Source organism: Flavobacterium sp. FG139 (genome assembly GCF_057809695.1).
In genome coordinates this window covers 100,996-115,983 of the sequence record NZ_JBMDKL010000007.1, presented here as the reverse complement: position 1 = coordinate 115,983, position 14,988 = coordinate 100,996, and the positions used below count along the sequence as shown (strand labels likewise).

The following is a 14,988-nucleotide window of genomic DNA, read 5'->3' as shown; positions in this document are numbered from 1 at the left end:
TTTAGAATTAATCTACATAAGACGGTTTGAAAGTCTTGATTTCACTACAAATTTATAATAAATAACGCTAAAAAGGCAATTTTGGTTTTAAAAATCATTAAGCGATACAAAAAGTACTTATAGCGTTACTTTTATAAATAGGATAATAATATTTTTGTTGAACTTTAGGGAAGTAACTATGGAAAATTATAATATGTCAAAGCACCCAACTTTTTATGCACTTGGAATAAGTTATAAAAAAGCGGATGCTACGATGCGAGGAAAGTTTAGTTTGGATGCAAACGCGAAAGCTACGTTGCTTATCCAGGCTGAAGCCGAAGGAATTGAATCTTTAATCGTTACTTCTACGTGCAATAGAACAGAAATTTATGGTTTTGCACAACATCCCTATCAGTTAATTAAACTTTTGTGCGCCAACAGTAAGGGTACCGTTGAAGAGTTTCAGGAAGTAGCCTACATCTATAAAAATCAAGAGGCCATCAACCATATGTTTCGTGTTGGAACCGGTTTAGATAGTCAAATTCTTGGTGATTTTGAAATCATTAGCCAAATAAAAATCGCTTTTAATGAAAGCAAATCCAATGGTATGGTGAATTCTTTTTTAGAACGATTGGTAAACTCAGTAATTCAAGCCAGCAAAAAAATTAAAACAGAAACAGAAATTTCTTCGGGCGCTACTTCAGTTTCGTTTGCCTCTGTTCAGTATATTTTTAAAAATGTAGCCGATATTGCCAATAAAAATATTCTTCTTTTTGGCACTGGGAAAATCGGAAGAAATACTTGCGAGAACCTAGTTAAACATACCAAACACGATCAAATTACTTTAATCAACAGAACCAAAGATAAAGCTGAAAAATTAGCTCAAAAATTGAATGTTGTGGTTAAAGATTACTCCGATTTACAATTAGAATTACAGAAAGCAGACGTTGTAGTCGTGGCTACTGGTGCTCAAAACCCAACCATTGACAAGGCAATTTTAAATTTAAAGAAACCGTTGTTGATTTTAGATTTATCAATTCCAAAAAATGTTCACGAAAATGTACAAGATTTGGATGGCGTTACTTTAATTCATATTGATCATTTGTCGCAAATGACCGATGAAACTTTAGAGAATAGAAAACAATATATTCCTCAAGCAGAAGCTATTATTGAAGAAATAAAAGAAGAATTCATTGCTTGGACCAAAAACAGAAAATTTGCCCCAACGATTCATGCGCTAAAAGAGAAATTAAACTCGATTAAAGATGGCGAATTGAACTTTCAACGTAAAAAATTATCCAATTTTGACGAAGAACAAGCCGAATTAATCAGTAACCGTATCATTCAAAAAATAACCAATCATTTTGTAAACCATCTTAAAGATGGAGAATCTATGGATGAAGGTATTGAATGGATTGAAAAAGTGTTCCAGTTAGAACAAGAGAAATCTTTTTTTAGTTAAACGCTGTTTTCTTCTAAACAAAAACAATGGAAAAAACAATACGTATAGGAACTCGTGATAGTGAACTCGCACTTTGGCAGGCACACACCGTACAAAAACAATTAAATGATCTAGGGTATAAAACCGAAATTGTAGCTGTAAAATCTCAAGGCGATATCATTCTTGACAAACCACTTTACGAACTCGGAATCACTGGAATTTTTACCAAAACATTAGACATTGCAATGATTAACGGACAAGTTGATATTGCCGTACATTCGATGAAAGATGTGCCTACCGCTTTACCTGTTGGAATTGTGCAAGCTGCTGTTCTAGAAAGAGCAAATATTTTAGATATTTTAGTTCATAAAGGCAACACCGATTTTCTTGAAACGGAAGCTACAATAGCCACTGGAAGTTTGCGTCGTCAAGCACAATGGTGGAACAAATATCCTCATCATAAAGTAGTTGATTTACGCGGAAATGTAAATACAAGAATGCAAAAACTAAGTGAAAACGATTGGAGTGGCGCTGTTTTTGCCGCGGCAGGATTAGAACGCATCAACTTAAAACCCGAAAATTTTATCGATTTAGATTGGATGATTCCAGCACCAGCTCAAGGTGCGATGGTAGTCGTTGCTATGGAAAATGATGATTATACGTTGGATGCTTTATCGCAATTAAATCATATTGAAACCGAGATTTGTACGTATATCGAAAGGCAATTTTTAAAAACATTAGAAGGCGGTTGTACAGCACCAATCGGAGCCATTGCATCCTATAATGAGAAAGAAGATACACTACACTTTAAAGGCGCTTTATTATCCATCGATGGAAAACAAAAATTAGAAATCGAGAAAGTAGTTGATATTGCTCAATGGAAAAAACTAGGTTTCAATGCTGCACAAGAAATTCTCAATAATGGAGGAACCGAATTGATGGCAGAAATAAAGAAACAGTTAAAGAAATAATTTTCCACTAACCCTGTCAGAGTTCAAAACTCTGACAGGGTTAAAGCTAAAAAATGACAAAACAAACTAACATATTGTCCACCAAAAAACTCTTGCCAAATCAAAAGCAAGAATTGTTAAACGCCAATTTTTCAGTTATTGAAGATGATTTCATCCAAACTAAAACAAAAGATTTTGAACTTTCTAAAGTAAATGATAATCTAATTTTTACCAGTCAAAACGCCGTTCAAAGTGTGTTACAACATCCAAAATGTGATGAGTTAAAAAGTAAAAATGTGTTTTCTGTCGGCATGAAAACTAAAGATTTATTAACCGAAAACGGATTTAATGTTATTGCATACACAGGTTATGCCGCTGATTTGGCAGAAATTATTTCGTTAATTTACGGAAAAGAAAGTTACACTTTTTTCAGCGGAAATTTACGTCGTGATGTATTACCCAATACGCTCAATGAAAACGGAATCATTTTCAACGAAATTGAAGTGTATGAAACCAACATAACCTCGAAAAAAATCACAAATAAACTAGATGGAATACTTTTTTTTAGTCCGTCAGCCGTAGAAAGTTATTTGAAATTGAATTCGATAAAAGAAGAAATCTGCTTTTGTATTGGCGAAACCACCGCAGAAGTATTAGAAAACAAGAAAATTAAAAACATCATCATTGCAGACAAACCATCGGTTGAAAATGTGATTGAAAGCGCCATAAGCTATAGGCTTTAGGCCATAAGCAAAAAAAATGTAAACACAATTCGCTTAAAGCCTAAAGCTTAAAGCCTAAAGCAAAAATAATGATTAAAAACGACCTATTTTTAAGAGCCTTAAACAATGAAACTGTAGAACGTCCACCAGTTTGGATGATGCGTCAAGCCGGAAGATATTTACCAGAATTTAGAGCTTTGCGTGACAAATACGATTTCTTCACACGTTGCGAAACTCCTGAATTAGCAGCAGAAATCACGGTTCAACCTATCAGAATTGTAAAACCCGATGCTGCTATTTTATTTTCAGATATTTTGGTGGTGCCACGCGCTATGGGAATTCACGTTGAATTGAAAGACAATTTGGGACCCATAATACCCAATCCAATTCGAACCATGGAACAAGTAAATCAAGTTTTTGTTCCAAACATTCAAGAAACTTTGGGTTATGTGATGGATGCTGTAAAATTAACTAAAGAAATGTTAAACGATGAGGTGCCACTTATTGGTTTTGCAGGTTCACCATGGACCATCTTTTGTTACGCAGTAGAAGGAAAAGGGTCGAAGAGTTTCGATACAGCCAAAGGATTTTGTTTCTCTAATCCAGTGGCAGCGCATACATTATTACAAAAAATTACCGATACAACCATTCTATATTTGAAAGAAAAAGTAAAAGCAGGTGTAAATGCGGTTCAAATTTTTGATTCTTGGGGCGGTATGTTATCGCCAGTAGACTATCAAGAATTTTCATGGAAATACATCAACCAAATCGTTGAAGCTTTAGCTGAAGACACGAAAGTAATAGTTTTCGGAAAAGGATGTTGGTTTGCTCTGAATGAAATGGCACAATCTAAAGCATCAGCATTGGGTGTAGATTGGACGTGTTCTGCCCGAAATGCTCGTTATTTAACCGGTGGAAAAATCACATTACAAGGAAATTTTGATCCAAGTCGTTTACTTTCTCCAATTCCAACCATCAAAAAAATGGTACACGAAATGATCAACGAATTCGGAAAAGACAATTATATCGTAAACTTGGGTCACGGAATTTTACCCAACATTCCAGTGGATCATGCCAAAGCTTTTATTGAAGCGGTTAAGGAATACAATCAGTAATGAAAGACAAATTTTATCAATATATATTAGGACTTCAAAACCAAATTACTTCTAAATTAGAAGAAGTGGATGGCGTTGCCAAATTTCGCGAAGACCTTTGGGATCGACCAGAAGGTGGAGGCGGAAGAACACGCGTTATCGAAAACGGAGCTGTTATTGAAAAAGGTGGTGTAAACATTTCAGCCGTGCACGGAAAATTACCCGATTCGATGCAAAAGTTGTTCAACGTGGGTGAAGCCGATTTTTTCGCCTGCGGATTGAGTTTGGTCATTCATCCTAAAAGTCCGATGGTGCCAACGGTTCATGCCAATTGGCGTTATTTCGAAATGTACGACGATAAAGGAAACGTAATCAATTCCTGGTTCGGTGGCGGACAGGATGTAACGCCTTACTATTTGTTTGAAGAAGATGCCATTCATTTTCATCAAACCTGTAAAACCGCATGTGATAAGCACAATCCAGAGTTTTATCCGAAATTTAAAAAACAATGCGATGCTTATTTTTGGAACGCACACAGAAATGAAGCTCGTGGTCTTGGCGGATTATTCTTTGATTATTGCAAGGAGACAAACGAAATGGAAATGGAAGATTGGTTCAGTTTTGTAACCGAAGTAGGAAATTCATTTTTAGAAGCCTACGTTCCAATTGTAGAAAAAAGAAAAGGATTACCATATACCGATGCACAACGAACGTGGCAAGAAATTCGTCGTGGTCGTTATGTAGAATTCAATTTAGTACACGACAAAGGCACGTTATTCGGACTCAAAACCAACGGCCGAATTGAATCCATTTTAATGTCGTTGCCACCACACGTGCAATGGCATTACGACCATCATCCAGTTGCTGGAAGCGAAGAAGAAAGACTAATTCAAGTATTAGAAAAACCAAGAGAGTGGATCTAGATTTCAAAAAATCTAAAATCTAAAATCTAAAATCTAAAATAAGTATGTTCCCATTACAAAGAGGCAGAAGATTACGCGTTAACGAATCCATTCGTTCTTTAGTACGCGAAACCACATTAAGTCCAAGTGATTTTATGTTTCCGATGTTCATCGCAGAAGGCGAAAATTATAAGGTAGAAATTCCATCCATGGTTGGTATTTACCGCCGATCCATCGATTTAACCGTAGAAGAAGTTAAGGAACTTTTCGCACTCGGAATCCGCGCCGTAAACATCTACGTAAAAGTGGACGAAAGTTTAAAAGACAACACTGGAAAAGAAGCTTGGAATCCCAACGGATTGATGCAACGCGCCATCAAAGCCATCAAAGCCGCTTGTCCCGAAATGATTGTGATGCCCGATGTAGCCTTAGATCCGTATTCTATTTACGGACACGACGGTATCATCGAAAACGGTGATATTGCCAATGATGCTACCAACGATGCTCTAGTAAAAATGGCCGTTTCTCATGCCCAAGCCGGAGCCGATTTTGTGGCACCAAGCGACATGATGGACGGACGTGTGTTGCGTTTGCGTCAAGGTTTAGATGCAGCAGGATTTTCAAATGTGGGCATTATGAGCTATTCAGCAAAATATGCATCAGCTTTTTACGGACCATTCCGTGACGCTTTAGATTCAGCGCCAAAAGAAGCCGATGTTGCCGTTCCAAAAGACAAAAAAACCTATCAAATGGATTACGCCAACCGCATTGAAGCCATCAAAGAAGCGCTTATGGATGTCGAAGAAGGTGCTGATATGGTGATGGTAAAACCCGGAATTGCTTATTTAGATATTGTTCGCGAAGTCAAAAATGCGGTGAATGTACCAGTGACAGTTTTCCATGTTTCGGGCGAATATGCCATGATTAAAGCGGCTTCCGAAAGAGGTTGGCTCGACCACGACAAGATTATGATGGAACAATTGATGTGCATTAAAAGAGCTGGTGCGAGTTTAATTTCGACCTATTTTGCCAAAGAAGCGGCTATTATTTTGAATCGTTAGAAGCGAAAGGTTCGGGCAGTATCAGTAAACCATTTTCCCGCTTTCCACTCTACAAGGTGCCGTTTCAATCGGGGCTAAACAGTAAAGTTCTTGCTTTTTTGTTCCTGATAAAAATCATATTTTGGTTTCAAAAAGGAACCTACCTTTGGGTAAGTTTAATGACAACCAAAAATGAAAATAATTGTAAAAGCTTTTTTATTAGTTGCCTTTTTAGTCTTTACTAGTAGTTGCGGCGGTAAGAAAGAAGACGGAGCTTTTGATAAAATTGAACCCTCAGAAGACACTAAATTAGAGAATAAAGCATTTCCATTAGCCGAAAAAGGAGAGCAAATCTTTAATGGAAAAGGAACGTGTATTACCTGTCATAAAATAGATATCAAATTAGTAGGGCCAAGCCTTCATGATATAGCTAAAATTTACAAAGAACATAAAGCGAGTATTGCTACCTTTCTGAAAGGCGAAGAAAAACCCATTGTCGATTCTACTCAATTTGAGGTTATGAAAGCTAATTTTGTTCTAACCAAAACATTCACAGACGAAGAAAGACTATCATTAGAACATTATATTTTAAGCCAAAATAAATAATCAATTACAAACAAGACTAGAATGCCCGAACCTGCAAGATTTTATTCCTTGCAGGTTTTTTTCTAGGTAAAAATTACTACTTTTAGTTCCGAAATAAATCAGCCATGGCACTAATAGTTTTCATCAATTCACCACTAGGAACCACAAAAATTGTTGGTGATGAAAACGGTATTTCTCAAATTTCAATTCTAGAGGAAGGAGTAATTTCAGCTACAATTCCAAACGAATTGAAAGCGGCAGTTACCCAACTCAACGAGTATTTTGCCGGAACAAGAACCCATTTCGATTTTAAAATAAGTCCAAAAGGGACTGAATTCCAACAAAAAGTTTGGCAAGAGTTAGGCAATATTCCTTTTGGCAAAACCATGTCTTACTTAGATTTATCTAAAAAATTAGGCGATGTAAAAGCCATTCGTGCTGTCGCATCTGCCAATGGTAAAAATCCACTTTGGATTGTAGTTCCGTGCCATCGTATTATCGGAACCGACGGTTCTTTAACGGGTTATGCAGGAGGATTGTGGCGTAAAAAATGGCTTTTAGAACACGAAAATCCAACCCATCAACAAAGTCTGTTTTAAAATAAATACTTTTTTCAATTCAACGAAAGCAATATTTATTTAATTTCGTAGAAGACTTATTTTTAATATAAACGCCATGATAGAAAAAATTAAATTAGACAACATCTTATTTCTTGACATTGAAACCGTACCTCAAGAAGAACATTTCCATTCGCTTGACGAAGAAATGAAACAACTTTGGGAACTCAAAACCCAATACCAACGCAAAGACGAATACACTCCTGAAGATTTTTACGACCGTGCTGGAATTTGGGCCGAATTCGGAAAAATTGTTTGCATTTCTGTAGGTTATTTTGTCATCAAAGGCGACATTCGCAATTTTAGAGTAACGTCTTTTTTTGGAGAAGAAAAGAAAATTTTGCTCGATTTTAATAATTTGTTGAACAATCATTTTAATGGAGCGCAACATATTTTGTGTGGTCATAACGCCAAAGAATTCGATTTTCCATTCATCGCGCGACGCATGATTATCAATCAAGTTTCGATTCCAGGCAAACTCAATTTATTTGGTAAAAAGCCGTGGGAAATTGCGCATTTAGACACTTTAGAATTATGGAAATTTGGCGATTACAAACATTTCACCTCATTAAAATTACTGACTAAAATCCTTAACATTCCTTCTCCCAAAGGCGATATCGATGGCAGTCAAGTGGGTCACGTTTTTTATGTTGAAAAAGATATTGATAGAATTGTAACCTATTGCGAAAAAGATGTTATTGCAGTAGCACAAGTATTTCTTCGTTTTAGAAAAGAAGATTTATTGATTGACGATGAAATTATTCATGTGTAAAAAAATCAATTTCAAAAATCAACTTCAAAAATCAACTTCAATTTCAAAAGTCAATTTCAAAAGTTGACTTGAAACTAAAAACTATGAATTCACAAAATCCATTTGAAGAGAAAATTTTTAATTTTGATGAAAGGTTAATTCGTTTTGCTGGAGAATGTATTTTCTTTACACGAAAATTAGACAAAAGCTACGAAAACGAATATTATAAAAATCAACTTATCCGTTCATCAGGAGGTTCTTCTTTAAATTTTGGCGAATCTCAAGGAACAACTAGTGATAAAGATTTGATATTCAAATTCACATTAGTTGTTAAAGAGCTAAAAGAATCTAGAAATTCCTTAAAAATATTAAATTATATAAATGAAGGTAGCCAAGATATTAGAACTCTTCTTCTAATTGAAGTTGAAGAATTAATAGCTATAGCTTCAAAAATGATAATTAATAAAAGTAATTCTTAATTTTAAATTTTGAAGTTGAAGTTGCTTTTTGAAATTGATTTTTGAATAAGTACATTTACAAAAAAACAAATCATGGTATTAAGTAGATTTTGGCTCACTATTTTTATTGCATCAATTGTATTTGTTGTGGTTAGTTTGTTTACCGGAAACAGCTACACCATCGATTTTATATTGAACGGAAAAAAAGACGATCCAATTTTAGTATCCGAAAAATACCTTCAAGATGTACCGGTTTTTATCAAAGACAGTATTGAAAAAGCGCCAGATAAAACCATGATTGTCAACCGTGACACTACAAATATCGATTCCACATATGTTTTTTCAAACAAAACCATAAAAATTTATAGTGGTAAGCAAAAAAGTGATGGTTTATTGGCAACTTGCAAAAACACTTTGGTCGATTTAATACTTCCGTTAATAGCTTATTTAGCTTTTTTCTGTGGATTGATGGAACTTTTAATTATCTCAGGAGCTTCAGCAAAATTGGCTAAACTCTTGAGTCCGGTATTTGTAAAAGTGTTTCCGAGTGTTCCAAAAAATCATCCATCCATTTCCTACATGACGTTGAATTTCGCAGCCAATTTCTTGGGATTGGATTCGGCTGCAACACCCTTTGGTTTAAAAGCCATGGAAAGTTTGCAAGAATTAAACCCCGAAAAAGAAAAGGCGAGTGATGCTCAAATTATGTTTTTGTGTTTGCACGCTTCGGGTCTCACTTTAATAGCAACGTCTATTATTGGTTACCGTGCTGCCGCCAACGCTAGTAATCCTGCCGACGTAATGTTACCGTGTATTATTACCTCTTTTATTGGTACTATTGCTGCTTTTCTTATTGTCGGAATTAAACAGAAAATTAATTTTAAAAGTGCTTCTTTGGTGGTGGTTTTAATTACGTTAATTGCTGCCATTGTGGGTTTGTTGATGTATGTCAATCATCTGGATTTAATAGGGAAAAACTATTTCACATCCAATCTTTCCGGACTGATATTGGTGGGAATCATTGTTTTTACTTTGTTGTTCTCTTTTTTAAAAGAAAAGAAATTTACCGATGCTAAAACTACGGTTTTTGAAGCTTTTGTGTCGGGCGCCAATAATGGTGTCAAAACTGGAGTTACCATTTTTCCTTATGTTTTGGGAATGTTAGTGGCGATTTCTTTATTCCGAAACAGTGGTTTGTTTGAAATTCTTAGTAACTGGATTGCTTTTGGTTTTTCCAATATGGGAGTGAGTAAAGAAATTACGGATGCCCTTCCTGTAGCAATGCTCAGACCTTTTAGTTCGGCAGGTTCGCGAGGATTTTTGATTGATTCCATGAATACGTTTGGTGCCGATTCTATGACTGGTAGATTGAGTAGTATTTTTCAATGTAGCGCTGAAAGCACTTTTTATGTCATTGCAGTGTACTTTGGATCGGTTAATATAAAAAATACCCGTTACGCTTTAGGAACCATGCTTTTGGTTGATTTGATTTGTGTGATTACAGCGATATTTGTGGCAAGTTGGTTTTTCTAAAATAGAAAGCAATGCTATACACAAAACTACTATGCCATTTTATTGGAAACACACTAATGTGGATGATAAATTTAGGTGCTAAATCAATAGATGAAATAGCAAAAAAGGATAATTCAGTGATAGGTTTAATCTTTCTTATTATTGTTGTTTTAGTATTTTATTCTAAGACATAATTTTCTTCATTCCACCAACTTTCCGTAACTTTACATTTCAAAAATATTTATAATGGACTTTATATATCAAGACCCGTATCCGATATTAAAAGACGATACACAATACAAAAAATTATCTTCCGATTACGTAAAAGTAGAACAGTTTGGAGACAGAGAAATACTAAATGTTGACCCGAAAGGCTTAGAATTGTTGGCTCAAGAAGCCATGAATGATGTCTCTTTTATGTTGCGAACCGCTCATTTACAAAAACTACAAAACATTTTAAACGACCCAGAAGCAACCGACAACGATCGATTTGTAGCATACAATTTATTACAGAATGCTTCTGTAGCCGTTGAAGGTCAGTTGCCATCGTGTCAAGATACAGGAACCGCAATTGTGATGGCTAAAAAAGGAGAAAGTGTTTATACTGGTGTTGATGATGCCGAATGGTTATCCAAAGGAATTTTCAATACATTTCAAAATAAGAATCTTCGCTATTCGCAAATTGTACCGATTTCGATGTTTGAAGAGAAAAATTCAGGTTCCAATCTTCCGGCTCAAATTGATATTTATGCTAAAAAAGGCGCTTCTTACGAGTTTTTGTTTCTAACAAAAGGTGGCGGTTCTGCCAATAAAACGTTCTTGTATCAAAAAACAAAATCGTTGTTGAACGAAAAATCAATGGAAGAATTTGTTCGCGAAAAAATAAAAGATTTAGGAACTTCTGCTTGTCCACCTTACCATTTAGCCTTGGTAATTGGAGGAACTTCTGCTGAAGCCAATTTAGCAGCCGTTAAAAAAGCATCGGCAGGCTATTTTGACCATCTACCCACTTCTGGAAATATGGCGGGTCAAGCTTTTCGTGATTTGGAATGGGAACAAAAAGTATTGCAATATTGTCAAGAAAGTGCTATCGGTGCTCAGTTTGGCGGTAAATATTTTGCCCATGATGTTCGTGTAATTCGTTTGCCACGTCACGCTGCTTCTTGTCCAGTTGGATTGGGAGTTTCCTGTTCAGCCGATAGAAATATCAAAGGGAAAATTACTAAAGATGGTATTTTTTTAGAGCAGTTGGAGGTCAATCCACAACAATTTTTACCAGCCGTTCCACCGCATTTAGAAGCTGCAGTAGAAGTAGATTTGAACCGTCCGATGAAAGACATTTTAGCAGAATTATCTAAATATCCAATTAAAACACGATTGAAATTAAACGGGACATTGATTGTAGCTCGAGATATTGCTCATGCTAAAATCAAAGAATTATTGGATGCAGGAAAACCAATGCCAGAGTATTTTAAAAATCATCCAGTATATTATGCTGGACCGGCAAAAACGCCAGATGGAATGCCATCAGGAAGTTTCGGACCCACTACTGCTGGGCGAATGGACGTGTATGTTGAAGAATTCCAAAAAGCTGGCGGAAGTATGATTATGTTGGCTAAAGGAAACCGAACCAAAGAAGTAATGGAAGCTTGTAAAACGTATGGCGGTTTCTATTTGGGTTCGATTGGTGGACCCGCAGCCATTTTAGCACAAGACAATATTCTAAAAGTGGAAGTGGTTGATTTTGAAGAGCTCGGAATGGAAGCGGTACGTAAAATAACCGTTAAAGATTTTCCGGCGTTCATTATTACCGATGATAAAGGCAACGATTTTTTTGCTAATTTATAATGGTAACGATGCTTTTTAAAGAATCATTTTCAGAATTTTATGCCAAAGTTAAGACCAGTTTAGAAGATGGAACTTTTGCCAAGTTAACGCTTGCAAAAACTATTGGAAATACAGAATTGATGAACATTTACGTGCGTCCAATTTTTGATGAAAATGCGTTGCATTTGGAATTGAAATTTAAGTTTCAAAAGGAAGAAATTATTGAAATTCACACCATAGATGTAGCTTTTGAACGATTGTTAACATTCATTAACAATCCATTTTTGTCAGCAATTTTGTTTACTACCGAATTTGATTTAACGTATAAATTAAATAAAAAACGAGCGGTGAGTATGATAGAGCAATTTCCAAGTTTCACCCACGCATCACCAGTGATTATTGACTATTTAGAATCTAAAAAATAGTTTAACTTTTATAGAAATAAAAATGCCTCGCTAATTAAGTGAGGCATTTTTTATTTGATGTTTGTAGAGTTATATTTTATTTAAATAACATAGGGACAAATTCGGCTAAATATACACGCCAATTGGACCACGTATGTCCGCCATTGGTTTCTTTATAGGTATATTTAAGATTTACAGTGTCTAAATCACTTCGAAACTCGACACATTTTTTATACAAGAAATCGTCTTTTCCGATGCCAATCCAATACAATTTAAAGCCATTGTCTTTTTGAACTTTAAGTTTCTGATTCATGTTTTGATAAAAATCAACGGTGCTGTTTTTGTCTTGCAACATGGCTGAAGAAAATACACCGATGTAATCAAAAGTATTCGGAAAATTAGCAGAAATAACGATGGTGTGCATGCCACCCATGGACAATCCAGCGATGGCTCTCGATGCTTTTTCCTTTTTAACTCGATATTCCGATTCTACAAAAGAAATGACATCGCCAAATGCTTTTTCAGTCATTCCTGAAAACATTTCGGGACGAATAAAAATGGGTTTTACAAAACCTTCGCTAGATTCGCCAGGCGCTGCCGTTTGTCCAGCGTTTCCGTTTGTCATTACAACCAACATGGGTTTGGCTTTGCCTTGTGCTATTAAATTGTCTAAAATTTGTGCGGTTCTTCCCAGTTCCATCCATGCTTCTTCGTCACCACCAGCACCGTGCATTAAATACAAAACCGGATATTTATCCTTACTTTTTTCGTAACTTGGAGGTGTATAAACCGTTAAACGTTTTGTTTTTTGTAATGTAGGCGATTCATACCAACGTTTGGCAACAGTTCCGTGTGGTACATCGGTTACTTTATACAAATTGGCTATTCCGCCATCAACTAAAAAGATGTTGACGATGGTAGCAACGTCTCTGGTAACAAATGCATTGTTTGGGTCAAGGGCTTTGACACCATCAACGTTAAAACTGTAACTGTATAATTCGGGTGCTAAGGGTTTAGTAGTAAACGTCCAAACGCCGTCTTCATTTTTGGTTAAAGTGCCTCCTTCAGGAACACAATCTCCTTGAATGGTTACGATTTTAGCATCTTTAGCTTCCAATCGGAAGGTGACACTTTTATCAGCATTGATTTCAGGTGAAATAACTTCTTTCTTTTTGCCAAAATCAACATGTTCTTGAGCATATATTCCGATGCTTAGCAACATAAATACCAATAGAATACAGCTTTTTTTCATGGAAATTATTTTAATCAATTTGCATTTCAGGAATGTTTCCTTCAATGATTAAATCAGCTTCTGTTGACGCAATAATGTGTTCTACAGAAACGCCAGGTGCGCGTTCTAGTAATTTGAAACCGTTGGGAGTAATTTCTAAAACGGCCAATTCGGTTACTACTTTTTTTACGCAACCCACGCCAGTTAAGGGTAAGCTGCATTTTTTTAGAATTTTGCTTTCTCCAGCTTTATTAACGTGCATCATGGCTACGATGATGTTTTCGGCAGAGGCCACTAAATCCATAGCGCCGCCCATACCTTTTACCATTTTTCCTGGGATTTTCCAGTTGGCGATGTCGCCGTTTTCAGAAACTTCCATGGCACCAAGAATGGTTAAATCTACATGCTGTCCACGAATCATTCCGAAACTGAAAGCAGAATCGAAAAAACTTGCTCCAGGTAAGGTGGTGATGGTTTGCTTACCAGCATTGATTAAATCGGCATCTTCTTCACCTTCAAACGGAAATGGTCCCATTCCGAGTACACCGTTTTCACTTTGAAATTCTACAGAAATATCCGTGCGAACATAATTCGCAACTAAGGTTGGAATCCCAATTCCTAAGTTTACATAATAGCCGTCTTTTACTTCTTTAGCTATTCTTTTTGCGATATCGTTTTTGTCTAATGCCATTTTAATTTGATGATTTGAAAATTTGATGATTTGAAAATAAGAAATAAATCCTCAAATTATTTTTGTCTAACAGTTCGTTGCTCAATTCTTTTCTCAAATTTCTCACCTTGAAAAATACGTTGGATTAAAATTCCAGGAATGTGAATTTCGTTCGGATTTAAGCTTCCAACTGGAAGTAATTCTTCTACTTCGGCGATGGTTATTTTTCCAGCGCCACACATACACGGATTGAAATTACGAGCAGTTCCTTTAAAAATCAAGTTACCGGCTTCATCGCCTTTCCATGCTTTTACGATAGAAAAATCGGCTTTGAAAGCATGTTCCATCACGTGCATTTTTCCATTGAATTCGCGTACTTCTTTTCCTTCAGCAACTTCAGTTCCGTAACCTGCTGGCGTGAAAAATGCTGGAATTCCGGCTTGCGCTGCACGACAACGTTCGGCTAAAGTTCCTTGTGGAATCAACTCTACGTCCAATTCGCCCGAAAGCATTTGGCGCTCAAATTCGGCGTTTTCACCCACATAAGAAGAAATCATTTTTTTGATTTGCTTTTGTTGCAATAACAAACCAAGACCAAAATCGTCTACACCAGCATTGTTAGAAATGCAGGTTAGGTTTTTGGTTTGTTTTTTTACTAATTCAGCAATAGAATTTTCGGGAATTCCACAAAGTCCGAAGCCACCCAACATAATGGTCATGTTGTCTTCAATGCCTTGAAGTGCTTCTTGAACGGAATTTACTTTTTTATTAATCATTGTAAGCGGTGCATTTTACGGTTTTCTAT

16 protein-coding genes are annotated in these 14,988 nt (G+C 36.0%); 13 read left to right on the top strand and 3 right to left on the bottom strand.

Translation table 11 applies throughout. The features are described from left to right. Positions 1–178: 178 nt before the first annotated feature. The 13 genes from hemA (at position 179) to ACODSI_RS07620 (ending at position 12,303) form a co-directional block, all read left to right on the top strand. A complete protein-coding gene (hemA, locus tag ACODSI_RS07680; protein ID WP_488916254.1) occupies positions 179–1,441 on the top strand; it encodes a glutamyl-tRNA reductase in 1,263 nt (420 codons plus the stop codon). Positions 1,442–1,467: 26 nt separating this feature from the next. Next, a complete protein-coding gene (gene hemC, locus ACODSI_RS07675) occupies positions 1,468–2,391 on the top strand; it encodes a hydroxymethylbilane synthase (protein ID WP_488916253.1) in 924 nt (307 codons plus the stop codon). Between the two features lie 53 nt (positions 2,392–2,444). Then, positions 2,445–3,113, top strand: coding sequence for a uroporphyrinogen-III synthase (locus ACODSI_RS07670; protein ID WP_488916252.1), 669 nt, complete (start codon positions 2,445–2,447; stop codon positions 3,111–3,113). A 68-nt stretch (positions 3,114–3,181) separates the two neighbouring features. Then, on the top strand, positions 3,182–4,207 hold the full coding sequence (gene hemE / locus ACODSI_RS07665) for a uroporphyrinogen decarboxylase (protein WP_488916251.1): 1,026 nt from the start codon (positions 3,182–3,184) through the stop codon (positions 4,205–4,207). Beyond that, complete coding sequence (gene hemF / locus ACODSI_RS07660; protein WP_488916250.1) at positions 4,207–5,109, top strand: oxygen-dependent coproporphyrinogen oxidase; 903 nt, start codon at positions 4,207–4,209, stop codon at positions 5,107–5,109. The genes hemE and hemF overlap by 1 nt, the downstream gene beginning before the upstream one ends. Positions 5,110–5,153: 44 nt before the next feature. Further along, a complete protein-coding gene (gene hemB / locus ACODSI_RS07655) occupies positions 5,154–6,149 on the top strand; it encodes a porphobilinogen synthase (protein WP_488916249.1) in 996 nt (331 codons plus the stop codon). A gap of 171 nt (positions 6,150–6,320) precedes the next feature. Beyond that, on the top strand, positions 6,321–6,734 hold the full coding sequence (locus ACODSI_RS07650) for a c-type cytochrome (protein WP_488916248.1): 414 nt from the start codon (positions 6,321–6,323) through the stop codon (positions 6,732–6,734). 104 nt (positions 6,735–6,838) lie between these two features. Then, positions 6,839–7,312, top strand: a complete 474-nt coding sequence (locus tag ACODSI_RS07645; RefSeq protein ID WP_488916247.1) for a methylated-DNA--[protein]-cysteine S-methyltransferase — start codon at positions 6,839–6,841, stop codon at positions 7,310–7,312. Between the two features lie 76 nt (positions 7,313–7,388). After that, positions 7,389–8,102, top strand: coding sequence for a 3'-5' exonuclease (locus ACODSI_RS07640; protein WP_488916246.1), 714 nt, complete (start codon positions 7,389–7,391; stop codon positions 8,100–8,102). A gap of 83 nt (positions 8,103–8,185) precedes the next feature. After that, positions 8,186–8,560, top strand: coding sequence for a four helix bundle protein (locus tag ACODSI_RS07635; protein ID WP_488916245.1), 375 nt, complete (start codon positions 8,186–8,188; stop codon positions 8,558–8,560). A gap of 72 nt (positions 8,561–8,632) precedes the next feature. Next, positions 8,633–10,072, top strand: a complete 1,440-nt coding sequence (locus tag ACODSI_RS07630; RefSeq protein ID WP_488916244.1) for a nucleoside recognition domain-containing protein — start codon at positions 8,633–8,635, stop codon at positions 10,070–10,072. A gap of 225 nt (positions 10,073–10,297) precedes the next feature. Then, the gene (locus tag ACODSI_RS07625) at positions 10,298–11,899 is read left to right on the top strand and encodes a fumarate hydratase (protein ID WP_488916243.1); all 1,602 of its coding nucleotides are present in this window, start codon (positions 10,298–10,300) and stop codon (positions 11,897–11,899) included. Positions 11,900–11,907: 8 nt separating this feature from the next. Further along, the gene (locus ACODSI_RS07620; protein ID WP_488916242.1) at positions 11,908–12,303 is read left to right on the top strand and encodes a hypothetical protein; all 396 of its coding nucleotides are present in this window, start codon (positions 11,908–11,910) and stop codon (positions 12,301–12,303) included. Between the two features lie 76 nt (positions 12,304–12,379). Here ACODSI_RS07620 and ACODSI_RS07615 read toward each other — a convergent pair whose 3' ends face one another. From ACODSI_RS07615 to ACODSI_RS07605, 3 genes are read right to left on the bottom strand one after another with little or no spacing between them, the layout of a single operon-like run. Then, positions 12,380–13,534, bottom strand: coding sequence for an alpha/beta hydrolase-fold protein (locus tag ACODSI_RS07615; RefSeq protein WP_488916241.1), 1,155 nt, complete (start codon positions 13,532–13,534; stop codon positions 12,380–12,382). Positions 13,535–13,544: 10 nt separating this feature from the next. Further along, on the bottom strand, positions 13,545–14,204 hold the full coding sequence (locus ACODSI_RS07610) for a CoA transferase subunit B (RefSeq protein WP_488916240.1): 660 nt from the start codon (positions 14,202–14,204) through the stop codon (positions 13,545–13,547). Positions 14,205–14,260: 56 nt separating this feature from the next. After that, positions 14,261–14,959, bottom strand: a complete 699-nt coding sequence (locus ACODSI_RS07605; RefSeq protein WP_488916239.1) for a CoA transferase subunit A — start codon at positions 14,957–14,959, stop codon at positions 14,261–14,263. Positions 14,960–14,988 lie beyond the last annotated feature (29 nt).

Coding starts and splice junctions, on each gene's coding strand:
- hemA (WP_488916254.1), top strand. CDS start 179: ATGGAAAATTATAATATGTCAAAGCACCCAACTTTTTATGCACTTGGA.
- hemC (WP_488916253.1), top strand. CDS start 1,468: ATGGAAAAAACAATACGTATAGGAACTCGTGATAGTGAACTCGCACTT.
- ACODSI_RS07670 (WP_488916252.1), top strand. CDS start 2,445: ATGACAAAACAAACTAACATATTGTCCACCAAAAAACTCTTGCCAAAT.
- hemE (WP_488916251.1), top strand. CDS start 3,182: ATGATTAAAAACGACCTATTTTTAAGAGCCTTAAACAATGAAACTGTA.
- hemF (WP_488916250.1), top strand. CDS start 4,207: ATGAAAGACAAATTTTATCAATATATATTAGGACTTCAAAACCAAATT.
- hemB (WP_488916249.1), top strand. CDS start 5,154: ATGTTCCCATTACAAAGAGGCAGAAGATTACGCGTTAACGAATCCATT.
- ACODSI_RS07650 (WP_488916248.1), top strand. CDS start 6,321: ATGAAAATAATTGTAAAAGCTTTTTTATTAGTTGCCTTTTTAGTCTTT.
- ACODSI_RS07645 (WP_488916247.1), top strand. CDS start 6,839: ATGGCACTAATAGTTTTCATCAATTCACCACTAGGAACCACAAAAATT.
- ACODSI_RS07640 (WP_488916246.1), top strand. CDS start 7,389: ATGATAGAAAAAATTAAATTAGACAACATCTTATTTCTTGACATTGAA.
- ACODSI_RS07635 (WP_488916245.1), top strand. CDS start 8,186: ATGAATTCACAAAATCCATTTGAAGAGAAAATTTTTAATTTTGATGAA.
- ACODSI_RS07630 (WP_488916244.1), top strand. CDS start 8,633: ATGGTATTAAGTAGATTTTGGCTCACTATTTTTATTGCATCAATTGTA.
- ACODSI_RS07625 (WP_488916243.1), top strand. CDS start 10,298: ATGGACTTTATATATCAAGACCCGTATCCGATATTAAAAGACGATACA.
- ACODSI_RS07620 (WP_488916242.1), top strand. CDS start 11,908: ATGCTTTTTAAAGAATCATTTTCAGAATTTTATGCCAAAGTTAAGACC.
- ACODSI_RS07615 (WP_488916241.1), bottom strand. CDS start 13,534: ATGAAAAAAAGCTGTATTCTATTGGTATTTATGTTGCTAAGCATCGGA.
- ACODSI_RS07610 (WP_488916240.1), bottom strand. CDS start 14,204: ATGGCATTAGACAAAAACGATATCGCAAAAAGAATAGCTAAAGAAGTA.
- ACODSI_RS07605 (WP_488916239.1), bottom strand. CDS start 14,959: ATGATTAATAAAAAAGTAAATTCCGTTCAAGAAGCACTTCAAGGCATT.